Genomic DNA, 20,030 nt, shown 5'->3' on the forward strand with positions numbered 1-20,030 from the left:
TTCCGCCATTAAAACTACTTACTCCTTTCTAGTTCTTTTAGTTTATCACTTATTTCTTTAGCTCTTTTAACTAAATCAAGTGATTCCTTAAACATATTGTTTTGTTCACAAATTTTTAGTTCTTTAAGTACAGTAGTCTGTTCTTGCTCTAACTTATATTTTTTAATAAGATTAACATAGTCCTTAACAAGAACTTCTATATTAGAAGAATGATCTAGAATAAGTAAGTCTTTTACTTCTAACCATTCCTTTAAAACTTTTGGATCTTCACACTTAGCTTCTACATGCTTTTCTAAATCGCCAAATCCCACTTCATTTATGGAATCATTGATTATTTTTTCTAATGATTTAATATTAGGAGATATTAAATCATCCTCTTCTAAGTATTTTTTTACTAATGAATGGTTTTCCTCCATACAAAGAAGTTTTAAAACACTTCTTTCACATTTAACATAAGGAGGCTCTACATATAATTTTGTTCCATATTCTTCCTTATTATTCACATTTTCATGGTTTTTATTGTTATTTGTCAAATTTTTATTTAATAAATCATAAAATGCTTGTTCTTTTATGGATGTTTCTTCTGAAATTTTCTTTATGTATACATCTTTTTCTATTGGATTTAAATCTGATAATATATCCACAACTCTTTCAGCATACTTTATTAATCCATTGTTATCTGAAAAATCTATACCGATTCTAGCTCTATGAAGCTTATAATCTATAAGTTTTTTGGCAGATTGAATTAATTTTATAAAAGCTTCTTTACCATTTGCTCTTATAAATTCATCTGGATCTTTACCTTTTGGTACTGTTAGTACTCTAACATCTAATCCAGCATTTTGCAATATCTCAAGTCCTCGTATAGTAGCCATTTGTCCAGCAATATCTGCATCATATGAGATTATTACTCTGTCTACATATCTTTTTAATAACCTAGCTTGATTATCTGTTAATGCAGTTCCTAGAGAAGCAACTACATTAGTTATTCCATATTGGTGAAGTGATATACAATCCATATATCCTTCAACTATTATTAATGTTCTTTCTTTTAATCCATGTTTTATAGCAAAATTTAAAGCATATAAATTAGTTCCTTTGTGAAAAACTAGTGTTTCTGGAGAGTTTAAATATTTTGGTTTTGAATCATCTAAAACTCTACCACCAAAACCTATTACACTCCCTTTATAATCAAATACAGGAAAAATAACTCTATTCCTGAATCTATCATAAAAAGTTCCCTTTTCACTCTTAATTCCTAATCCAGCAGCTTCAATAGCTTCATTATTGAATCCTTGTTTTCTAAGATAGTTTATGGTATTTTGCCATCCTTCCTTAGCGTATCCAAGTCCAAAGCTTTTTAATATATTTTCTTTTATTCCTCTTCTTAAAAAATATTCCTTAGCTTCCTTATTGTTTTGGAGATTAGAAAAGTAATATCTAGCAGCTTGCTTATTTATGTTATATAAAACTTGTTTTTTTCTTTGTGTTTCACTTTGTTTTCCATCCTCTATAGGAATTATTATGTTAGCTCTATCAGCTAATTCTTTAACAGCATCCACAAAGTTCAAATTTTTAGTTTTCATAACAAAGCTTATTACATTTCCAGCTTCTCCACATCCAAAGCACTTAAATATTTGTTTATCAGGAGAAACACTAAAAGACGGACTCTTTTCATGATGAAATGGACATAAACCAGAAAAATTCCTTCCTGCTCTTTTTAGTCTTACAACATCAGAAACAACATCAACAATATCGTTTTGCTCTTTAACTTTTTCTATAATTTCTTCTGAAATTCGCAAGAACTCTACTCACCTTCTTAATATTTTTTGACAATTAATTATTATTCGACATCAATTGATAAATTCCTTCTCAAATTTTAAATATAACTTTTTTTTTATTATTTTTCAAGTCTAAATTTATAACAATTATATTTTGGCAACATTTAGTTCTAATTATTCCAAAAATATTTAATAAATCACAAACTTTGGAACATATATCTTATTAAACTCATTTGTACAGTAATCATCGGTCATTCCAGCTACGTAATCGGCTACCCCTCTATGTATTCCTTCTGATTCACATATATCCTTATATAATTTCGGCATTTCATTCCAATTCTTATAATAATGTTCTATGACCTTACTCAATACAAACTCAGCTTTTTTCCTCTCATCTTCTAAATATTTTCCTAAATATATATTATCAAACAAAAATTTTCTAAGCTGAATAAAGGCATATCCTATTTCTTCACTTAAAGATACCTTGAGTTCTCCTTGTTCCATATTTTTAATTGTATTAAAAACACAATCTTTAACTAAAGTTTCTATTCTTTTACTCCCACTATTACCTAATTTATTAATTATTTCCTTAGGTAGATCTTCTTCTTTTAAAATTCCCGCTCTAATTGAATCGTCTATATCATGATTTACATAAGCTATCTTATCTGCAAACCTAACAACTTGTCCTTCAAACGTTCCTGCGACTTTACTAATATTTGAAAAGCCACTATGATTTAATATTCCATCTAAAACTTCTTTTGTTAGATTAAGTCCTAAGCCATCCTTCTCTATCTTCTTAACAACTCTTACACTTTGCTCATTATGCTTAAAACCACCTGGTAGAAAATCGTTTATAACATCTTCCCCAATATGAGCGAAAGCTGCATGACCTAAATCATGACCTAAAGCAATAGCCTCTATTAAATATTCATTTAATGAAAGAGCTACGCCTATGGTTCTTGCTACTTGAGAAACCTCTAAAGTATGCACAAGTCTAGTTCTATAATGATCACCATAAGTTCTTATAAAAACTTGAGTTTTTCTCTTTAATCTTCTAAATGATTTACTATGGATTATTCTATCTCTGTCAACCATAAAGCAAGTTCTTATATCATCTGGCTCTTCAAATCTTTCTCTTCCTATTGATTCTTCTGAAAACTTTGCGACTTTATTTAACTTTATTCTTTCGAAAACTTCAATATTCTCTCTTATTTTCATAGCATCACCTATTATATATATTCTATTCCCCTATTTAAAATCCTTTTATATTATATAAATTTTATATAATAGCCATTAATTTTATAATCTATATTTTAAAATCTAAAATATTATGCTTTTTTAACCATTTAATTTACCAACTTAACTATTATTTTATTTAAATAACTAAACTATTTCACATTTTAAAGTATAATCTAAACTTAATGATAATATGCTTATATTAAGGAATTTTTATTAGGAGGTCAATCATGGGAAAGCATTCTAACCGTTTTAATGAAGCCGATGAAGTTTTAAGTGCTGTAAAAACCATAGTTTTACCTATGTATAACTTAGAAAATTATTCAATAGAAAATATAAAATTTAAAAATACAGATAAAAATAGAGCTGTTTATAAACTTATTGATAATATCTATAATCCTACTAACATTTTCTGTTTAAAGAAGGTTTATTATGATGAGGGTACTTTATTATTCATATATTCAGTTATGGAATGGTTTGCTAGAAACGAAATTAAACTTCCAAAAATTCTTCCTTCAAAAGTTAATGGTAGATTCGTTAAAGCAAACAACATGCTTTTCATGCTTTCTCCATGGGTTGAAGGAGAAAAATGTAGTTTTGATAATTTAGAACATATTCTACTATCTATAGAAAATCTAGCTAAAATGCATAGCTGCTCAAGAAATTTTAAACCAATTAAAGGTAGTTCAATTAAAACTGGGTTTGATAGTATCTACATATCTACCTTAAAGCATTTTAACAAAATTCTTTCATCATTTAATATGGCTACAAAAATTGAAAATAAGGATAAATTTTCATCAATATTCTTAGATATCTTTGATGATAACCTCTATTTAGCCAAAGAAGCACTATTAGTTTCTAGCTCTATAGATGATAAAAAACTTAGCAAATCTCTTTGTCATGGTGATTATGTAAATAAAAACTTAATAATTAATAATTCTGAAGTTTGGGTAATAGATTTTGATAAGTCTTCTCTTAATTACTCTATGTACGACTTATGTTATTTTATGAGACGCTTATTAAAAAGAACATCTACTAATTGGGACATAGAATTAACTAAAAAAATACTTAAGACATACAATTTAATTACACCATTTACTGAGGACGATCTTAAATATATCTTCTCATACCTATCATTTCCTCAAAAATATTGGCGCTTATCTAAAGATTATTATAATAACATGAAAAAATGTAGTAAATCAATGTTTATAGAATCTCTTAATGAAGTAGCTAATAATACATCAGCCCAAGTTAGGTTTGTTGAAGAATTGAGAATATTATTTTTAACCGAATTTAAAGTTAAATTATAAATAAAGGAGTATTCATAATGAATACTCCTCTTATATTATTTTATTTATTATCTCTTATTTTTAACTTGTGCTTGTGCAGCTGCAAGTCTTGCTAATGGAACTCTGTATGGTGAACAACTTACATAATTTAATCCTAAGTTGTGGCAGAATTCAACAGATGAAGGATCTCCACCATGTTCTCCACATATACCTAATTTAATATCAGGTCTTGTTATCTTACCTTTTTCACAAGCAATCTTCATAAGCTCTCCAACACCAGTTTGGTCCAGTTTAGCAAATGGATCTTGCTCATATATTCCTTTTTCATAGTAATCTTTTAAGAACTTAGCGGCATCATCTCTTGAGAATCCAAATGACATTTGAGTTAAGTCATTTGTACCAAATGAGAAGAACTCAGCTTCCTCTGCTATTCTATCAGCAGTTAAAGCAGCTCTTGGAATCTCAATCATTGTTCCAACCTTATAATCTAATTGAACACCTTTTTCTTCCATTACTGTCTTAGCAGTTTCAACAACTACATTCTTAACATATTTTAATTCTTTTATATCACCTATTAGAGGAATCATTATTTCAGGAACTATATTATATCCTTTATTCTTTTTAACCTCTATAGCAGCCTCTATAACGGCTCTTGTTTGCATCTCAGCTATCTCTGGATAAGATACTGCTAAACGACATCCTCTATGTCCCATCATTGGGTTAAATTCATGTAATTCAGCAACTACAGCCTTAATTTCCTCTACACTAACACCAATTTCCTTAGCTAATGTATTTATATCAGCTTCCTCAGTTGGTAAGAATTCATGTAGAGGTGGATCTAAGAATCTGATTGTAGCTGGTCTTTCTTCTAAAGCTTCATACATTCCTATAAAGTCTTCTCTTTGCATTGGTAGAAGTTTTTCTAATGCAACTCTTCTACTATCTTCATTCTTAGCTAATATCATTTCTCTAACAGCTAAGATTCTATCTTCAGCAAAGAACATATGCTCAGTTCTACATAATCCTATACCTTCTGCACCAAACTCAACAGCTTGTTTAGTATCTCTTGGTGTATCAGCATTAGTTCTAACCTTTAATTTTCTTATTTCATCAGCCCATCCCATGAATGTAGCAAAATGCCCTGTAATTTCAGGAGATACTGTCTTAACTTGCTCTGCATAGATATTTCCTGTTGAACCATCTATTGAAATGTAATCTTCTGAAGTTAATACCTTACCGTCAACTTCTAAAGTTCTAGATTCTTCATTAACTTTTAATTCTCCACATCCAGCTACACAGCAAGTACCCATTCCTCTTGCAACAACAGCTGCATGAGAAGTCATTCCTCCTCTAACAGTTAAGATACCTTCTGCAGCTATCATACCTTCGATATCTTCTGGTGAAGTTTCTAATCTTACTAATACTACTTTTTCACCATTTGCTTTTCTTTCCTTAGCCTCTTCAGCTGTGAAAGCTATTTTACCACATGCAGCTCCTGGTGATGCTGGTAAGCCCTTTGCAACCACTGTAGCCTCTTTTAAGCCATCAGCAGCAAAAGCAGGGTGAAGTAATGTATCTAATTGTTTAGGCTCAACTTTTAATATAGCCTCTTCCTTAGTTAACATTCCTTCCTCAACCAAATCAACAGCTATTTTTAAAGCTGATTGAGCAGTTCTCTTACCATTTCTAGTTTGAAGGAAATATAATTTTCCATCTTCTATTGTGAACTCCATATCTTGCATATCTCTATAATGCTGTTCTAATGTATTAACTATATCTGTAAATTGCTTATATATTTCAGGATTTTGTTCTTCTAAATGACTTATTGGTTGAGGGGTTCTTATACCTGCAACAACATCTTCACCTTGAGCATTCATTAAATACTCACCATATAACTCATTATCCCCATTAGCTGGGTTTCTTGAGAATGCAACTCCAGTTCCTGAAGTTTCTCCCTTATTACCAAATACCATCTCTTGAACGTTAACTGCTGTACCCCATTCCCCTGGAATATCGTTTAATCTTCTATAAACAATAGCTCTTGGGTTATTCCATGATCTAAATACAGCTGTAACAGCCTCTATAAGTTGCTCTTTTGGATTACTTGGGAAATCTTCTCCTTTTTCCTTCTTATAAAGCACCTTAAATTTTCCTACTAAATCTTTTAAGTCTTCTGCTGTTAAATCAGTGTCTATTTTATATCCTTTTTCTTCTTTAACTTCATCTAATAAATCTTCAAAAAGCCTTTTTTCAACACCCATTACAACATCAGCAAACATTTGAATAAATCTTCTATATGAATCATAAGCAAATCTTGGATTATTTGTTAAAGTAGCCATAGCTTCTACTGACTCATCATTTAATCCAAGGTTTAGAATTGTATCCATCATACCTGGCATTGAAACTCTTGCACCTGATCTAACTGATACTAATAAAGGATTTTCAAGAGAACCAAATTTTTTACCAGTTATCTCTTCTAACTCAGCCATTTTATTTTCAATTTCCTCAATAATGCCTTGAGATATTTTTTTACCATCTTCATAATACTTATTACATGCTTCAGTTGTTACTGTAAATCCTTGTGGAACTGGTATTCCTAAAATAGTCATCTCAGATAAGTTAGCACCTTTTCCACCTAATAAATTTTTCATACTTGCGTTACCTTCTTTAAAAAGATAAACATACTGCTTTTTCTCCATCTCAATACTCCTCCGTTCAATACTATAGTTGAATTTTTATATACTAACAGAGAATACTCTCTGGTAGTTACCCATTTGATCTTTCTTTTTAACCATATTTTTTAATTCTCTCCAAGCTTAACAAATAACTTAGTTATGTTAGTCTTAGACACTTTTCCTATGATCTCTAATCTCTCTTTTCCTTCATTTTCTTCAATTCTCTTTACAACTGGTACGGAGTCTATCTCATGTTCTATTATTTTTTTTGCTACATCAAAAGCGCAGTCTTCTTCTACAGCACATACTATGTTAGGCATTCTTGTCATGATAACACCAACAGGAACCTTATATATATCTGTTCCTCCTATAGCGACCTTTAAAAAGTCTTTTCTGGAAACAGCTCCTGTTAGAACTCCTCCATTTTCTACAAACATAGTTCCTACATCATTCAAAAATAGATGTACTATAGCATCATGAAGCATAGTTTCTTCACATACTGTAATCGGTTTAGACATAATGTCTTTAACCTTTATATTTTTTATCTTTTCATAGATGAAACTGTTTGAGGGTTTGTCTGAATATATATATCCAACCTTTGGTCTCGCATCTAATACGCCAATCATTGTAAGTATTGCAAGATCTGGTCTTAAGGCTGCTCTTGTAACCCCTAACTTGCCTGCTAAAGCTTCTGAAGTTATGGGTTGACCCTCTTTTACAAGTCTAACTATTTCTTCCTGCCTTGGTGTTAATTTCAATTTGAATGCTCCTTCCTTTAAACAAACTAGGAACAAAAAGGAATTTATTAAAGTGATTTTTTATATATTAATTGTAACACAACATAAATCTTTTTAGTATAGCAAATTTTCTGAAAAATCATTCAAATCTGATAATTATCACTTAAATTCCTTTGGTTTTTTCCTTTTTATTCCATTTTCCTTTAATTTACATCTACTTGCTAGTCAACATCATCAAATTTTACTGTATATGTAAAATTTGTTTCATTTTCTAGCTTATTATGATGCTTATGAAATTTGTTTATTTTACTTTCATTTGTTTTTCCATTTTCTCTTTTTTCTTTCATATCACTTGCTACACTAAAAGCCTTATCCTTTAGTCCAAATGCTTTTCCTTTAATATCACTAGCCGCATTTTTAACTATTTTATTCACAACCTCAACACTACCATCAGCTTTAGTTATTTCTATAGTTATTTTTGTAGCTATGGCTGCAACAACACTTACAGCTAATATGCTTGGGAATATCACAGCAATTGCTCCTGCTGCTATACCTGCATTAACTGGTATATCAGTTAAAACTTTATCATCCTTAAGTATTCTTACTCTTGATACATTTCCTTTATCAATTAAATCTTTTAAGAATTTCTTTATTTCTTCAAAGCTCTCAGCTTTTTCTTCCATTACCTTTTCTTCTTGTACTTTGCTCTCTTCTTCTCTTTTTTTCTCGATATATATTAAAGCATTTACCACATCACCATCACAAGCCTCTAACGCTTCTTTAGCTTCTGCATAAGTAGCATATGTTCTTTCTATTACTTGGTCTACTTTTTCTAATGTTATTTGACTCATCTAAATCACTCCTTTATAAACTTTAACATTTCTAAACTTTTAGGTTTTCTTGAATAAACAGAAGATATTATGAAGCTAGTTACTTTGAAAAGCTCATCTCTTACCTCTTCTGTCAATGTTAATCTATACACCTTATCCAAAGAAGTATTATTTAAGAACCTAAGAGCATTATATGTAGCTTTATTTATATAAAGTCCATGTTCCTTTGGACATTTATCACATACTCCTCCAAAGTATCTTAAACTAATATAGTTTGAAACATTTAATTTACTTTTACAAAATACGCAGTTATCAAATCTTAATCCATACCCTGTGTATTTTAATAATTTAAGTTCAAAAGCCCTTATTAAAAGTTCATAACTTATTGCCTCTGTATTTAATAAATAAAGACATGTTATGAACTCCCTATATAAGTTGAAATTTTCCTCTTCATCCTGTAGTGATATATCAATAAGCTCACATAAGTAAGATGCGTAAGTAAGCTTTTCTAGGTCAGTTAAAGATGTCTGAAAAGAAGTCCTTATCTTCCCTTCAGACAATCTGTATAAACCTTTTCCCTTGAATAATAAATAATCGCCATAGCATAAAGGGTGCGTTAATGAAAAAAGTCTACTTTTACTCTTTTTTGCACCCTTAGCTATAGCTGTTACCTTACCCATTTTCTCGGTAAAAATCCAAAGCAATTTATCGTTCTCTTTATAATCTTGAGCCTTAATGATAACTCCACCACTCTCTATAAGTGCCAGAAGCTATCCCTCCTATTTAAGTTTTTTATATCCTAATTCCTTTAGTAGTGAAGTATTATCTCTCCACTCTTTTCTAACTTTTACCCATATTTTTATATTAACTTTTTCTCTTAAAAATCTTTCTAATTCAAATCTAGCTGTTGAACCAATCTTCTTAAGTGTTTGACCATTCTTTCCAATTATAATTCCTTTATGTGATGCTTTCTCACATATTAAATCTACCTCTATGTTATACTTTCCACTAGTATCTTGTTTCATTTGTATAACATCTACAGCAATACCATGTGGAACTTCTTGACTTAAGTTTTTAAGAGCTTTTTCTCTAACTATCTCAGCCACAACAAATCTCTCTTGAACATCTGTTATCATATCATCTGGATAATATTTAGGACCCTCTGGTAAGTATTTAACCATAAGCTCTAGAAGCTTATCTGTATTCTTACCTTTCATGGCTGATATAGGAATCATTTCTGCAAAGTCATACTCCTTTGAGAATAACTCTAAAGTTTTAGCAACCTTTTCTGGAGAACTCTCATCCACCTTATTTAATACGAATATAACAGGGGCTTTTTGGTTTTTAAGTTGCTCTATTATGAACTTATCACCTCTACCAACCTCGTCACATGGATTACTTAAAAATAATACTAAATCTACATCTTTTATAGAATCTGTAGCACTATTTACCATATACTCACCTAATTTATGTTTAGGCTTATGTATTCCTGGAGTATCAACGAAAACCATTTGATAGTCATCTCCAGTTAGTATTGTTTGGATATTATTTCTTGTTGTTTGTGGTTTATTAGAAACAATTGAAAGTTTTTCTCCCATTAATAAGTTTGTTAATGTTGACTTACCTACGTTTGGTCTACCAACAATTGTTATAAATCCTGATTTAAACATACTTCCTCCTATTTTTCTAGATCTTCTTTAGTGAATGATCCAGGTAAAATTTTATCTAATGTTGTCTCTATATAATCATCTTCACTTTTAATTATGAATATCTTTATATCTTTATTTTCTGCAAATTCTACTATTACCTGTCTACATATACCACATGGATATGTATATGAATTTAAATCTCCTACTACAGCAACAGCCTTTATAACCTTTGCTCCTTCAGAAACTCCTTTGAATATTGCAGTCCTCTCAGCACAGTTTGTTGCTCCAAATGATGCATTTTCAATATTACATCCTGTATATATCTTACCATTCTCAAATAAAACAGCAGCACCCACCTTAAAATTTGAATATGGGCAATATGCTTGCTCTCTTGCCTCTAAAGCTTTTTTTATAAGTTCATTTTTCATATAATTCATCCTCCATTCTAATTTTAGACACTAAATTTATCAACTAAATATTTTAAATATTAAAATTGTTATAAGCGTTCCTAATAAGGCCCCTGCAATAACTTCCCATACACTATGAACCTCTGAATCGACCCTACTCTGGGCTGTTATTAGAGCCATTAAATAACTAAGTATTATTATAATATGAGAGTTACTTATGAGTGATATAGCCGTAGCTATTGAAAAGGCTATTGCACTATGTCCTGATGGCATACCACCTTTTAAAGGTGTTCCTTCTCCAAAATAAGCTTTTGCAGCAATTGTAACTATACATACTATTGTTAAGACTATGAATACGATATACGGCTCTGTTGCCTTGACCCTATCCATAATTCTAAAAGTTATATTGCTAAGCTCATCCCAAAATATAATATACCCTACTAAGACAGCATTTATAGCAGTTATAAGTACTGCTCCAGCCGCTGTATTCTTAGCAATTTTAGCTAAAGGATGATAATAGTTTGTGCTTAAATCTATAGCACTTTCTATAGCGGTATTAATAAGTTCTGCCGCTATTACCATGGTTATTGTTATAGCTAATATTATAAACTCTATTTTGCTTATATCATAAACAAAACAAGCTGATAATATAATTAAAGCAACTATAAAATGTATTCTCATATTTCTTTGAGTTCTTAAGGCATATATTATACCATCTATTGCATAATTAAAGCTATCAATAAGTTTTCTTACCTTCATAATATTCTCCTAAACAAATTCATACCTTAGCTTTCTCTTGTTATATTTAACTTACCAAGTAACTCCTCTTCTCTTCCTCTCATTCTAGCCTTTTCTTCTTCCTCCATATGGTCATAACCTAGAAGGTGTAAAACTGAATGTGTCACTAAGTAGCAAGCCTCTCTTTCAAATGAGTGATTAAACTCAATACTCTGTTCCTTAGTTCTCTCTAGAGATAAAACTATATCACCTAATATAAGCTCATCTCCATCAAAATAACATTTATCAAACTCATGTTCTAAGTAAACATCCTTATAAACCTTATCCTCTGGATAATCAATCATTGGAAATGATAAAACATCTGTGGCTCTATCTATTCCTCTTGTTTCATTGTTTATTCCTCTTATTTCATCATTATCTACAAAAACTAAAGAAACTTCACAATCTTCTTTCACTTTTTCTTCTTTTAATACAAATGATATAACCTCTTCTAGTTTTTTCGTTAGCTCTTCAGTAACTTCAAATTTATTCTGTCTATCATCTATGAATATCATAATTACTTATTCTCCTTTTTATTGTTATCATCTGGATACTCTATTCTTTCATGATGTATTCCATTTAAAGCTTTTAAGAAACATTTTTTTATTTTACTTATGTCTCTAAGAGTAAGATCACAATTATCTAATTGTCCAGTTGCTAACTTATCATCAATAATATTATTGATCATTTTTTCTATTTTCTCTTCAGTTGGTTCATTAATCGATCTAACAGCTGCCTCTGTGGAGTCCGCTAACATTAATATCCCTTGCTCCTTACTCATAGGTTTCGGACCAGGATATTTGAAATCCTCTTCCTTAACTTCATCTGGGTTTTCAGAATTATTCTTAACTGTTAAATAAAAATATTTAACTAGAGTTTCTCCATGATGAGTAACTATAAAATCCTGTATGGTTTTAGGTAAATTATATTCCTTTGCTAAATCTGAACCATCCTTAACATGGGATAGTATTATTTTGCTACTTACCTCTGGTTTTATCCTATCATGAGGATTTTTCTTTCCTATTTGATTTTCTCTAAAGAAATATGGTCTCTTCGTTTTACCAATATCATGATAGTAAGCACCAATTCTTGCCAATAGAGGATTCCCGCCTACTTGCTCTGCTGCTAACTCTGCTAAGTTAGCAACTAAAATACTATGATGATATGTTCCTGGTGCCTCCATAAGTAATTTCTTAAGTAATGGATTATTAGGATTAGATAATTCTAATAACTTAGCATTAGTTACTATATCAAAAGTTGATTCAAAAAATGGTAATACACCTATTGTAAGTATTCCAGAAAGTACAGCTCCAGCTGCTGCAAATGTACTATCTGCAAGTATTTCCATAAAGTTATTTGTTGTTAAAGTCCCAACACTAAAGGTTAAAATTGAACTTAATACAGCAACAGTTATTGAAGAATATAGGATATCATTTCTCTGTTGCATTTTTCTTAATAATGTTCCTCCTAAAACAACATTTAAAACAGCAAGAACTATTATGTTTGGGTTAAATCCTACTGCCCCACCTATTAGAATTACATTTAGCATACTAAATACCAGTGATATTTTATAATTTAATAGAAGTGTTATTAACATTGGCATACATGCTAATGGTATTATATAATTTGACATCATACCAAATAATCTAGCCAATATAACTGGAAATACATTTAATATGCTTATCATAACTATTTTTGAAAAATCTTTATTGATATCAGGATAGTATTTATTTATATATCCATATTGAAGATACATAACTATAATTACCAAAACTCCTAAAGCTAAATAAATATATAGGCTTGAGCCTGAATCATTTAGTAATCCTAAGGTACCTAAAAGCTCTAATTGATGAGCTGTAACAGGCTCTCCTTCATTAACCACTATTTGATTTTTCTTTATCATGACTGGTGGAACTTGTTTTAAAGTTTCTTTTATAAGATCATCAGTTTTTTCTTTATCATAAAAAAAGTTTGGTTCTATTAAACTAATAAAGTTTAGGGCAACTCCCTTTGCTGAATCACTTAGATCACTAGAAGCTATATAATCTGTATACACCTTTTTAGCATCACTTAAATCCTGTGTATTTCCATCTTCAATAGGAGTTTCATATGCTTTATTTAAACCTTCTACACATGTACTTTCTAACTTTTTAACCTCTTGTTCATTCATAGAAGCAAGTATATTAGCCTCTGCATCTGTTATTTTAAAGGGTACTCTTGGTATAAGTTTAGCCTTTTCTTCTTCTGTTTTATCTTGAATAACTATTTTATCAATAGTAGCAAAAAATCCCCTTATCTTCTCTTCACTTTGTTTTTGAACATCTGTTCTTAAAGAATACTGCTTATCAACTTTTTCTTCTGCTTCTTTTTTTCTTGCTTCAGTAGCCGATTCATCAATTATTTCTCTATGGGCTTTTATGTCTGCTTTTGGTATATCTCCAACTTTCAAGTCATATTTTCTAGTTATTATACCAGTCATTAAAGTACAGTATAAAACTATAAATGTTACGATATATAGGATTATCTTTTTATAATCCTTAAATATATCAATTATCTTTTTCTTAAATTTCCCCATAACTACTCATCTTCTCCTCATTAGGTCATACTTTTATCTAATAATTTAAAGCTATATTTTGTTCTACTACGAAAAGAACCTTTAACTTAATCTTGCCTTCACCTAAATCCTCAGTTGTAATTATTTTATCTACTATTTTAGCTTGCTTACTTATTTCTTTATTTATAGATTTGCTCATTAACTCAACAGCATTATTTATTATGGTTTCCTTATCTTCAGCTATATCATTATCAATCTTTTCATAGTATATGTTTCTATTCACAAACTTTCCTTTACTTTCTATTTTATCATACTTAGCAAACTCTTTAGTAGGCTTTTTTAGATAAATTTTCTTACCCATTATTTCCAAGTATATATCACTATCTTTCTCTCCTGTACGTTCTTCTTTTTTACCGGCAACTTGTAATTCAATAGACTTTTCATAAAAGGTATTTGCTGTAACCTCTCCCTTAGCATCAACCTCATATTCACCACCCTCTATTCCTTGTTGTGGAATTATAAGAACATCTCCTTTTTTTACTATATCTCCTTCTTTAACAACTGCTGTCCCTGAAGTTGTATATATCTTTTTAATTTCTCCATCCATAGAGGCCACAATATTTTTTAATTCTTTATTTTCATTTTCTTCTCTTATTTTAGGACTGACCTTCTCTTCAACTTTTATTTTCAAGGTTCCACCTTCTATACGGGCATTTACCCACATTATGTCTCCATGTCCATTCTCTAATTTCTTCTCTAATCCATATACATTAACACTACTTTTCTTGACCCCAGGTTTAATATTAAATTCATTAAGCATAGTTCTAATTTCAAAAGGAGCTATATTCTTCTTAGTTTCTATGTCTATTCTCCATATAAATCCTGAATAAATATATAACCCAATTAAAAATATTAAAGCTCCAACAAATACACTTATGGATTTTTTAGCTCTAGCTAAGAAGAATATCATTCCCTTAGCTGAAATTATTTTAACTTTTCCATCTAATCTTTTAACATAACCTTTTAAATTCCCATAGTCAGAATAATCAATATTTAAAGTTACAGTTACTACATCTATTTTTCTTACATTTTCAACATTTATACCATTCTTCCATAAAACATTTAAAAGTTTATTTATATCAAAGGTCTTAATTTCAACTTTTATTTGTCCTTTTTTCAAAAAATCTAATCTCATCTTAAGCCTCCTCAAAACTTAAATTCTTAAGCTTTCCTGTTAAGGCAATGGTTCCAGCCCCTATAAACCTTATTTCCATATTTACTCCTTCAATTTTGATAAGACCTAAAATGCTATTTACTTTAATTTCGTCGTCTTTAAAAACCTCTATACCCTTATGATTTTCTATAACAATTTCGCTTTTTCCATGCACAACTATTTTAGGCTCACCATTAATTATCTCTTTAGGTAAATCTAACTCTTCAGCAATTTTATTAGTTACTTGTCTTAATTTATCTCCCACATTCAGACCTCCTACAAAATATTTTCATACTAATCTATGAAAATTTATTTTTTTTTATTCTTAGATAAAAATAGTTAAAACAAATAAAAAGGCATACAAATAGCCTTTTAAGCCATTCATATGCCTTTTAAATAATAAAATGGATTTTCCAAATTTTTATTTCTTTAACCAAAATAAAAGAGAGTTCCTTAGAACTCTCTTACTTATTTAAATATTCTTTTACTAATTGACTTACAAGTTTACCATCAGCTCTACCAACTGTTTGTGGTCTAACCTTTGACATAACTTTTCCCATGTCTTTTATGCTATTTGCACCCACTTCTTCAGCTGCGATTTTTATGATATCTTTTATTTCTTCTTCACTTAACTGCTGAGGAAGGTAATCTAACAAGATTGCAATCTCACTATTGTTTTGATCAACTAAATCCTGTCTATTTCCCTTTTCGAATTCAAGCGCAGCTTCTCTTCTTTGCTTGATTTCTCTTGCTAATATTTCTATAACCTGTTCATCCTCAAGCTTAACACCATCAGTTTTTTCAACCAAAAGTATTGCTGACTTAGCAGTGCTTAGAACTCCAGCTTTGAACTTATCCTTAGCCTTTAAAGCCTGCTTCCAGTCTTCTTGAAGTCTTTCTTTAATAGTTGGCATTTGTATACCTTCTTTCAAAAGAAATTATTCTATAAATTTAAACCAAAAACTATTTGAATTTTCTCTTTCTTGCAGCTTCTGATTTTTTCTTTCTCTTTACGCTTGGCTTTTCGTAGTGTTCTCTTTTTCTTACTTCTGAAAGAACTCCAGCTCTAGCGCATTGTCTCTTAAATCTTCTTAATGCTTGCTCTAATGATTCGTTTTCTTTTACTCTGATTTCTGACATTCTTTATCCCTCCCTCCGCTAGCGTAAATTATTAATGTAATTCACAGCCATGGGCTAAATAACACACGCTATATTATACAACACAGGCTTCTTTAATGTCAAGAAGTTAAATCTAATTTTTAGCCCGGTGGCCACTTTAAATTTCTTCCTCCAAGAACATGAAAATGAATATGGCCTACTGTTTGCCCACCTTGTTCTCCACAATTAGTAACAACTCTATAGCCATTTTCTGCGATTCCTTGTTCCTTTACTAGTTTATTAATAGTTTTGAATATGTGTGCAAATACTTCTGCATTTTCTTCATTTACTTCATTTAAACTAGCTATGTGCGCCTTTGGAATAACTAAAAAATGTACTGGCGCTTCTGGACTTATATCATGAAAAGCTAAAACTTTATCATCTTCATAAATCTTTTTACTTGGAATTTCTCCAGCTACTATTTTACAAAAAATACAATCTGACAACATTCTCACCTCCCCAAAGTATGAATCTATTCTTATATATTATACCTCATTTTGAATGTAAAATTATGTTTTTATAATATTATTTCTCCATGAGCTACTTCATCTTCAAAGGAGTCTATTTTTACGTTTAATATTTTACCTGAAACATTACAATCAGCCTTAGCATTTACCTTTATATAATTTCTTGTATATCCAGTATAAACACCACTACCTAATTCAACTTCCTCTTCAAACAAAACATCAATAACTTTTCCTACGTATTTTTCTGCAAAAGCTTTCTCATTAATTCTATTTAATTCAATAAGTTTTTTACTTCTTTCGTCTTTTTTATTTCCATCAACTTGATTCTCCATATTTTCTGCTCTAGTACCTTTTCTAGGACTATACTTAAATATGTGAGTTTTTGAAAGAGCAATTCTCTTTAAGAATTCATAAGTTTGTTCAAACTCTTCATCAGTTTCTCCTGGGAACCCAACAATTACGTCTGTTGTTATAGAAACATCCTCTATTTTATCTCTTAAAAGATTTACTATATCTTCGTATTCTTTTGCAGTGTATCTTCTATTCATTCTCTTTAATGTAGCATCACATCCACTTTGAAGTGATAAATGGAAATGAGGGCATAATTTCTTAAGAGCTAGTATTCTTCTTACAACATCCTCTGTGAAGAATGTAGGATCTATTGAACCTATTCTAACTCTCTCTATTCCATCTATTTTCTCTATTTCTTCTAATAAATCAACTAATGTTATCTTTTCATCTAAATCTACACCATAAGATGCTGTATGAATTCCTGATAATATTATTTCCTTAAATCCATGATCTGCTAAGCTTCTAATTTCTTCTAATACCTTTTTAGGGTCTTTTGAACAAACAGAACCTCTTGTGTATGGAATTAAACAGTAAGCACAGAATCTATTACATCCATCTTGTATTTTTAAGAATGCTCTAGTCTTATTGTTGTATTCTTCAATTTTTAAGTCTTCAAAAACTTTATTCTTTAAAACAGCACCAACTTTAACTTGTTGCTTACCTTCATCTTTAGCTTTATTTACGTAATAAACTATTTCACCTTTGTTTCTTGAACCTAAAACTACATCAACACCTTCGATTCCTGAAACTTCTGTAGGTGCTATTTGAGCATAACATCCAACAACAGCTATAATAGCTTCTGGATTTTGTCTTCTAGCTCTTCCTATTATTTGTCTAGATTTTTTATCTCCCATGTTAGTTACACTACAAGTATTAACTACATACACGTCTGAGATTTCATTGAAATCTACAACTTCATATCCTTCTCTAACAAATTTTTCAGTCATAGCTTCTGATTCATATGTATTAACTCTACATCCTAATGTAGCAAATGCAACTTTCATTAAATCTTTCCTCCTAAATCACCAAGCTCATACTGAATAATTGAAACACAAGTAAATCCTGCTGTTTCTGTTCTTAAAATTCTTGGTCCTAAAGTTACAATATGAGCTCCTTTTTCTTTTAGGGCTTCTATTTCACTTTCTTCAAATCCGCCTTCTGGTCCAACCATTATTCCAACATTCTTTATACTATTTTTATCCCCTATAGAATTAACCATAGCTCTTATTCCGTATCCTGTAGCATTTTCATAAGGAATAACCATAAGGTCTAGTTCATCTATTTTATCTAAAACCTCTTGAAAGCTCATTGGCTCAGATACTGTTGGTATAACAGTTCTTTTACTTTGCTTACAAGCTTCTAAAGCTATTTTGTTTAATCTATCTAACTTTTTAAACTCACCTTTTAACTTAACATCTACTCTGTCAGTTATTGTTGGAATTATATCTGAAACACCAAGTTCTACGCACTTTTGAACTATTAAATCCATTTTTGCAGCCTTTGGCATTCCTTGAAACAAAGTAATATGTAGATTACTTTCATTGTTCACATCAAGCTTCTCTAAGATTTTGATAGAAACCTCTTGTTTATTGACCTCTTCTACCTCACCTAAAAACTCTTCACTTTCAAGGTTATTTACAACAACCTTCTCACCTGGTTTTACTCTTAAAACCTTATAAATATGTTTAACATCCTCACCAGTTATCACTGCATGAGTATCTGAAAACATATGAGCTGGTGTAAAAAACTTATGCATAATTTCATACTCCCCTACTAAATTATTTTAACTTAGCAACAATACAGTTCCATTCTCCATCTTTGTTAACTTCCATAACTTCAAAACCTTCTTGTTCTAACTTATCTATAACCATTTGTCTTCTCTCATGGATTATACCTGAAGTTATGAAAACACCATCTTTATTTAATGCTTTTTTAACATCATCTACTAATATACAGATTATTTCAGCTATTATGTTAGCAACAACTATATCAGCTTTTCCATCTACAACATCTAAAAGATTTCCGTATAATACTTCTATGTTATTAACATCATTAAATGATATGTTTTCCTTAGCTGAGTCTACAGCTACTGGGTCTAGGTCAACCCCTACAACATGTTTTGCACCAAGTTTAGAAGCAACTAAAGCAAGTATTCCTGAACCTGTTCCAATATCAAATACAGTTGTATCAGCCTTAACATACTTATCTAAAGCCTGAACACACATTCTTGTAGTTTCATGGTCACCAGTACCAAACGCCATACCTGGGTCTAATTCTACTACCATTTCCTCTCCAGTAGCTTCATACTCTTCCCATATTGGTTTTATAACTATTTTTTCTCCAATTTTTATTGGTTTGTAGTATTGCTTCCAGTTATTAGCCCAGTCTTCTTCAAACATTTTTTCAGCTTCAACTGTACCTTCACCGATATCTAACCCTGACTCTTTTAACTCAGCTACTCTATCTTTAACATAAGCTAAAACTTCATCTATGTTGTCTTCCTCTGAGAAATATCCCTTAACAACAGCAACCTTTCCCTTATGTTCTAATATGTTTATATCTGCAAAGTCCCAAGTTAAAGGTCCTTGTTCTCTTCCTAATATATCGTTTGGATCCTCTATAGCAACACCCTTACAGTCTAATCCGTAAAATATTCCTGATATAGGTTCTAATGCCTCACTCTTAGTTATTACTCTAACTTCAATCCAAGTTCCTTCCATTTATGTATCAATCCTTTCTTATGCTACTTTGACTAATAATTTATTTTACACTTTAGTCTAGTATCTGTCTAGCTTATAAGCACTATTATGTTTCATATTCATTGTTAAAATTTATAAGATAACAATACTTGATTATTAATTTATAAATTTCAATTTACTATTACATAATAATTCTAAAAATCTTAT

General features: G+C 30.3%; 20 protein-coding genes. 1 reads left to right on the forward strand and 19 read right to left on the reverse strand.

What is annotated here, in order from left to right:
* Positions 1-14 precede the first annotated feature (14 nt).
* Both dnaG and AC2A4K_RS13540 read right to left on the reverse strand, forming a co-directional pair.
* Entirely contained in the window at positions 15-1,802 is a 1,788-nt protein-coding gene (gene dnaG / locus AC2A4K_RS13535; protein ID WP_322503016.1) for a DNA primase, read from the reverse strand.
* 168 nt (positions 1,803-1,970) lie between these two features.
* Positions 1,971-2,999, reverse strand: coding sequence for a deoxyguanosinetriphosphate triphosphohydrolase (locus AC2A4K_RS13540; protein WP_322503017.1), 1,029 nt, complete (start codon positions 2,997-2,999; stop codon positions 1,971-1,973).
* Positions 3,000-3,247: 248 nt separating this feature from the next.
* On the opposite strand from AC2A4K_RS13540, the gene AC2A4K_RS13545 reads away from it, so the two are divergent.
* The gene (locus tag AC2A4K_RS13545; RefSeq protein WP_322503018.1) at positions 3,248-4,327 is read left to right on the forward strand and encodes a CotS family spore coat protein; all 1,080 of its coding nucleotides are present in this window, start codon (positions 3,248-3,250) and stop codon (positions 4,325-4,327) included.
* Positions 4,328-4,374: 47 nt separating this feature from the next.
* On the opposite strand, the gene ppdK is transcribed toward AC2A4K_RS13545, so the two are convergent.
* The 17 genes from ppdK to prmA all read right to left on the reverse strand — a co-directional run bounded on the left by ppdK (position 4,375) and on the right by prmA (position 19,844).
* On the reverse strand, positions 4,375-7,005 hold the full coding sequence (gene ppdK, locus AC2A4K_RS13550; protein WP_322503019.1) for a pyruvate, phosphate dikinase: 2,631 nt from the start codon (positions 7,003-7,005) through the stop codon (positions 4,375-4,377).
* 101 nt (positions 7,006-7,106) lie between these two features.
* Positions 7,107-7,739 (reverse strand): transcriptional regulator CcpN, encoded by a 633-nt coding sequence (gene ccpN, locus AC2A4K_RS13555; RefSeq protein WP_322503020.1) that lies wholly within the window; start codon positions 7,737-7,739, stop codon positions 7,107-7,109.
* 200 nt (positions 7,740-7,939) lie between these two features.
* Positions 7,940-8,569: a DUF4342 domain-containing protein gene (locus AC2A4K_RS13560; protein ID WP_322503021.1), complete on the reverse strand. Its 630-nt coding sequence runs from the start codon at positions 8,567-8,569 to the stop codon at positions 7,940-7,942.
* A 5-nt stretch (positions 8,570-8,574) separates the two neighbouring features.
* Positions 8,575-9,306 carry a DNA repair protein RecO gene (gene recO / locus AC2A4K_RS13565; RefSeq protein ID WP_322503255.1) on the reverse strand — a complete coding sequence of 244 codons (732 nt, stop codon included), beginning with the start codon at positions 9,304-9,306 and terminating at the stop codon, positions 8,575-8,577.
* 21 nt (positions 9,307-9,327) lie between these two features.
* Positions 9,328-10,218, reverse strand: a complete 891-nt coding sequence (era, locus tag AC2A4K_RS13570) for a GTPase Era (RefSeq protein WP_322503022.1) — start codon at positions 10,216-10,218, stop codon at positions 9,328-9,330.
* 8 nt (positions 10,219-10,226) lie between these two features.
* A complete protein-coding gene (locus tag AC2A4K_RS13575; RefSeq protein WP_322503023.1) occupies positions 10,227-10,625 on the reverse strand; it encodes a cytidine deaminase in 399 nt (132 codons plus the stop codon).
* 39 nt (positions 10,626-10,664) lie between these two features.
* Positions 10,665-11,363: a diacylglycerol kinase gene (locus tag AC2A4K_RS13580; protein ID WP_322503024.1), complete on the reverse strand. Its 699-nt coding sequence runs from the start codon at positions 11,361-11,363 to the stop codon at positions 10,665-10,667.
* A 26-nt stretch (positions 11,364-11,389) separates the two neighbouring features.
* A complete protein-coding gene (ybeY, locus tag AC2A4K_RS13585; protein ID WP_322503025.1) occupies positions 11,390-11,896 on the reverse strand; it encodes an rRNA maturation RNase YbeY in 507 nt (168 codons plus the stop codon).
* Between the two features lie 2 nt (positions 11,897-11,898).
* Positions 11,899-13,956: an HD family phosphohydrolase gene (locus tag AC2A4K_RS13590; RefSeq protein ID WP_322503026.1), complete on the reverse strand. Its 2,058-nt coding sequence runs from the start codon at positions 13,954-13,956 to the stop codon at positions 11,899-11,901.
* A gap of 37 nt (positions 13,957-13,993) precedes the next feature.
* The gene (gene yqfD / locus AC2A4K_RS13595; protein ID WP_322503027.1) at positions 13,994-15,130 is read right to left on the reverse strand and encodes a sporulation protein YqfD; all 1,137 of its coding nucleotides are present in this window, start codon (positions 15,128-15,130) and stop codon (positions 13,994-13,996) included.
* A gap of 1 nt (position 15,131) precedes the next feature.
* Positions 15,132-15,413: a sporulation protein YqfC gene (gene yqfC, locus AC2A4K_RS13600; protein ID WP_322503028.1), complete on the reverse strand. Its 282-nt coding sequence runs from the start codon at positions 15,411-15,413 to the stop codon at positions 15,132-15,134.
* 199 nt (positions 15,414-15,612) lie between these two features.
* Positions 15,613-16,062 (reverse strand): GatB/YqeY domain-containing protein, encoded by a 450-nt coding sequence (locus AC2A4K_RS13605; RefSeq protein WP_322503029.1) that lies wholly within the window; start codon positions 16,060-16,062, stop codon positions 15,613-15,615.
* 49 nt (positions 16,063-16,111) lie between these two features.
* The gene (gene rpsU / locus AC2A4K_RS13610) at positions 16,112-16,288 is read right to left on the reverse strand and encodes a 30S ribosomal protein S21 (RefSeq protein ID WP_003451446.1); all 177 of its coding nucleotides are present in this window, start codon (positions 16,286-16,288) and stop codon (positions 16,112-16,114) included.
* A gap of 119 nt (positions 16,289-16,407) precedes the next feature.
* On the reverse strand, positions 16,408-16,752 hold the full coding sequence (locus tag AC2A4K_RS13615; protein WP_322503030.1) for a histidine triad nucleotide-binding protein: 345 nt from the start codon (positions 16,750-16,752) through the stop codon (positions 16,408-16,410).
* 71 nt (positions 16,753-16,823) lie between these two features.
* On the reverse strand, positions 16,824-18,128 hold the full coding sequence (gene mtaB / locus AC2A4K_RS13620; RefSeq protein WP_322503031.1) for a tRNA (N(6)-L-threonylcarbamoyladenosine(37)-C(2))-methylthiotransferase MtaB: 1,305 nt from the start codon (positions 18,126-18,128) through the stop codon (positions 16,824-16,826).
* Complete coding sequence (locus tag AC2A4K_RS13625) at positions 18,128-18,880, reverse strand: 16S rRNA (uracil(1498)-N(3))-methyltransferase (protein ID WP_322503032.1); 753 nt, start codon at positions 18,878-18,880, stop codon at positions 18,128-18,130. Before AC2A4K_RS13625 ends, mtaB begins: the two co-directional genes overlap by 1 nt.
* 22 nt (positions 18,881-18,902) lie before the next feature.
* Entirely contained in the window at positions 18,903-19,844 is a 942-nt protein-coding gene (prmA, locus tag AC2A4K_RS13630; protein ID WP_322503033.1) for a 50S ribosomal protein L11 methyltransferase, read from the reverse strand.
* Between the last annotated feature and the right edge of the window lie 186 nt (positions 19,845-20,030).

The sequence above is a fragment of the Clostridium sp. LIBA-8841 genome (assembly GCF_057782475.1).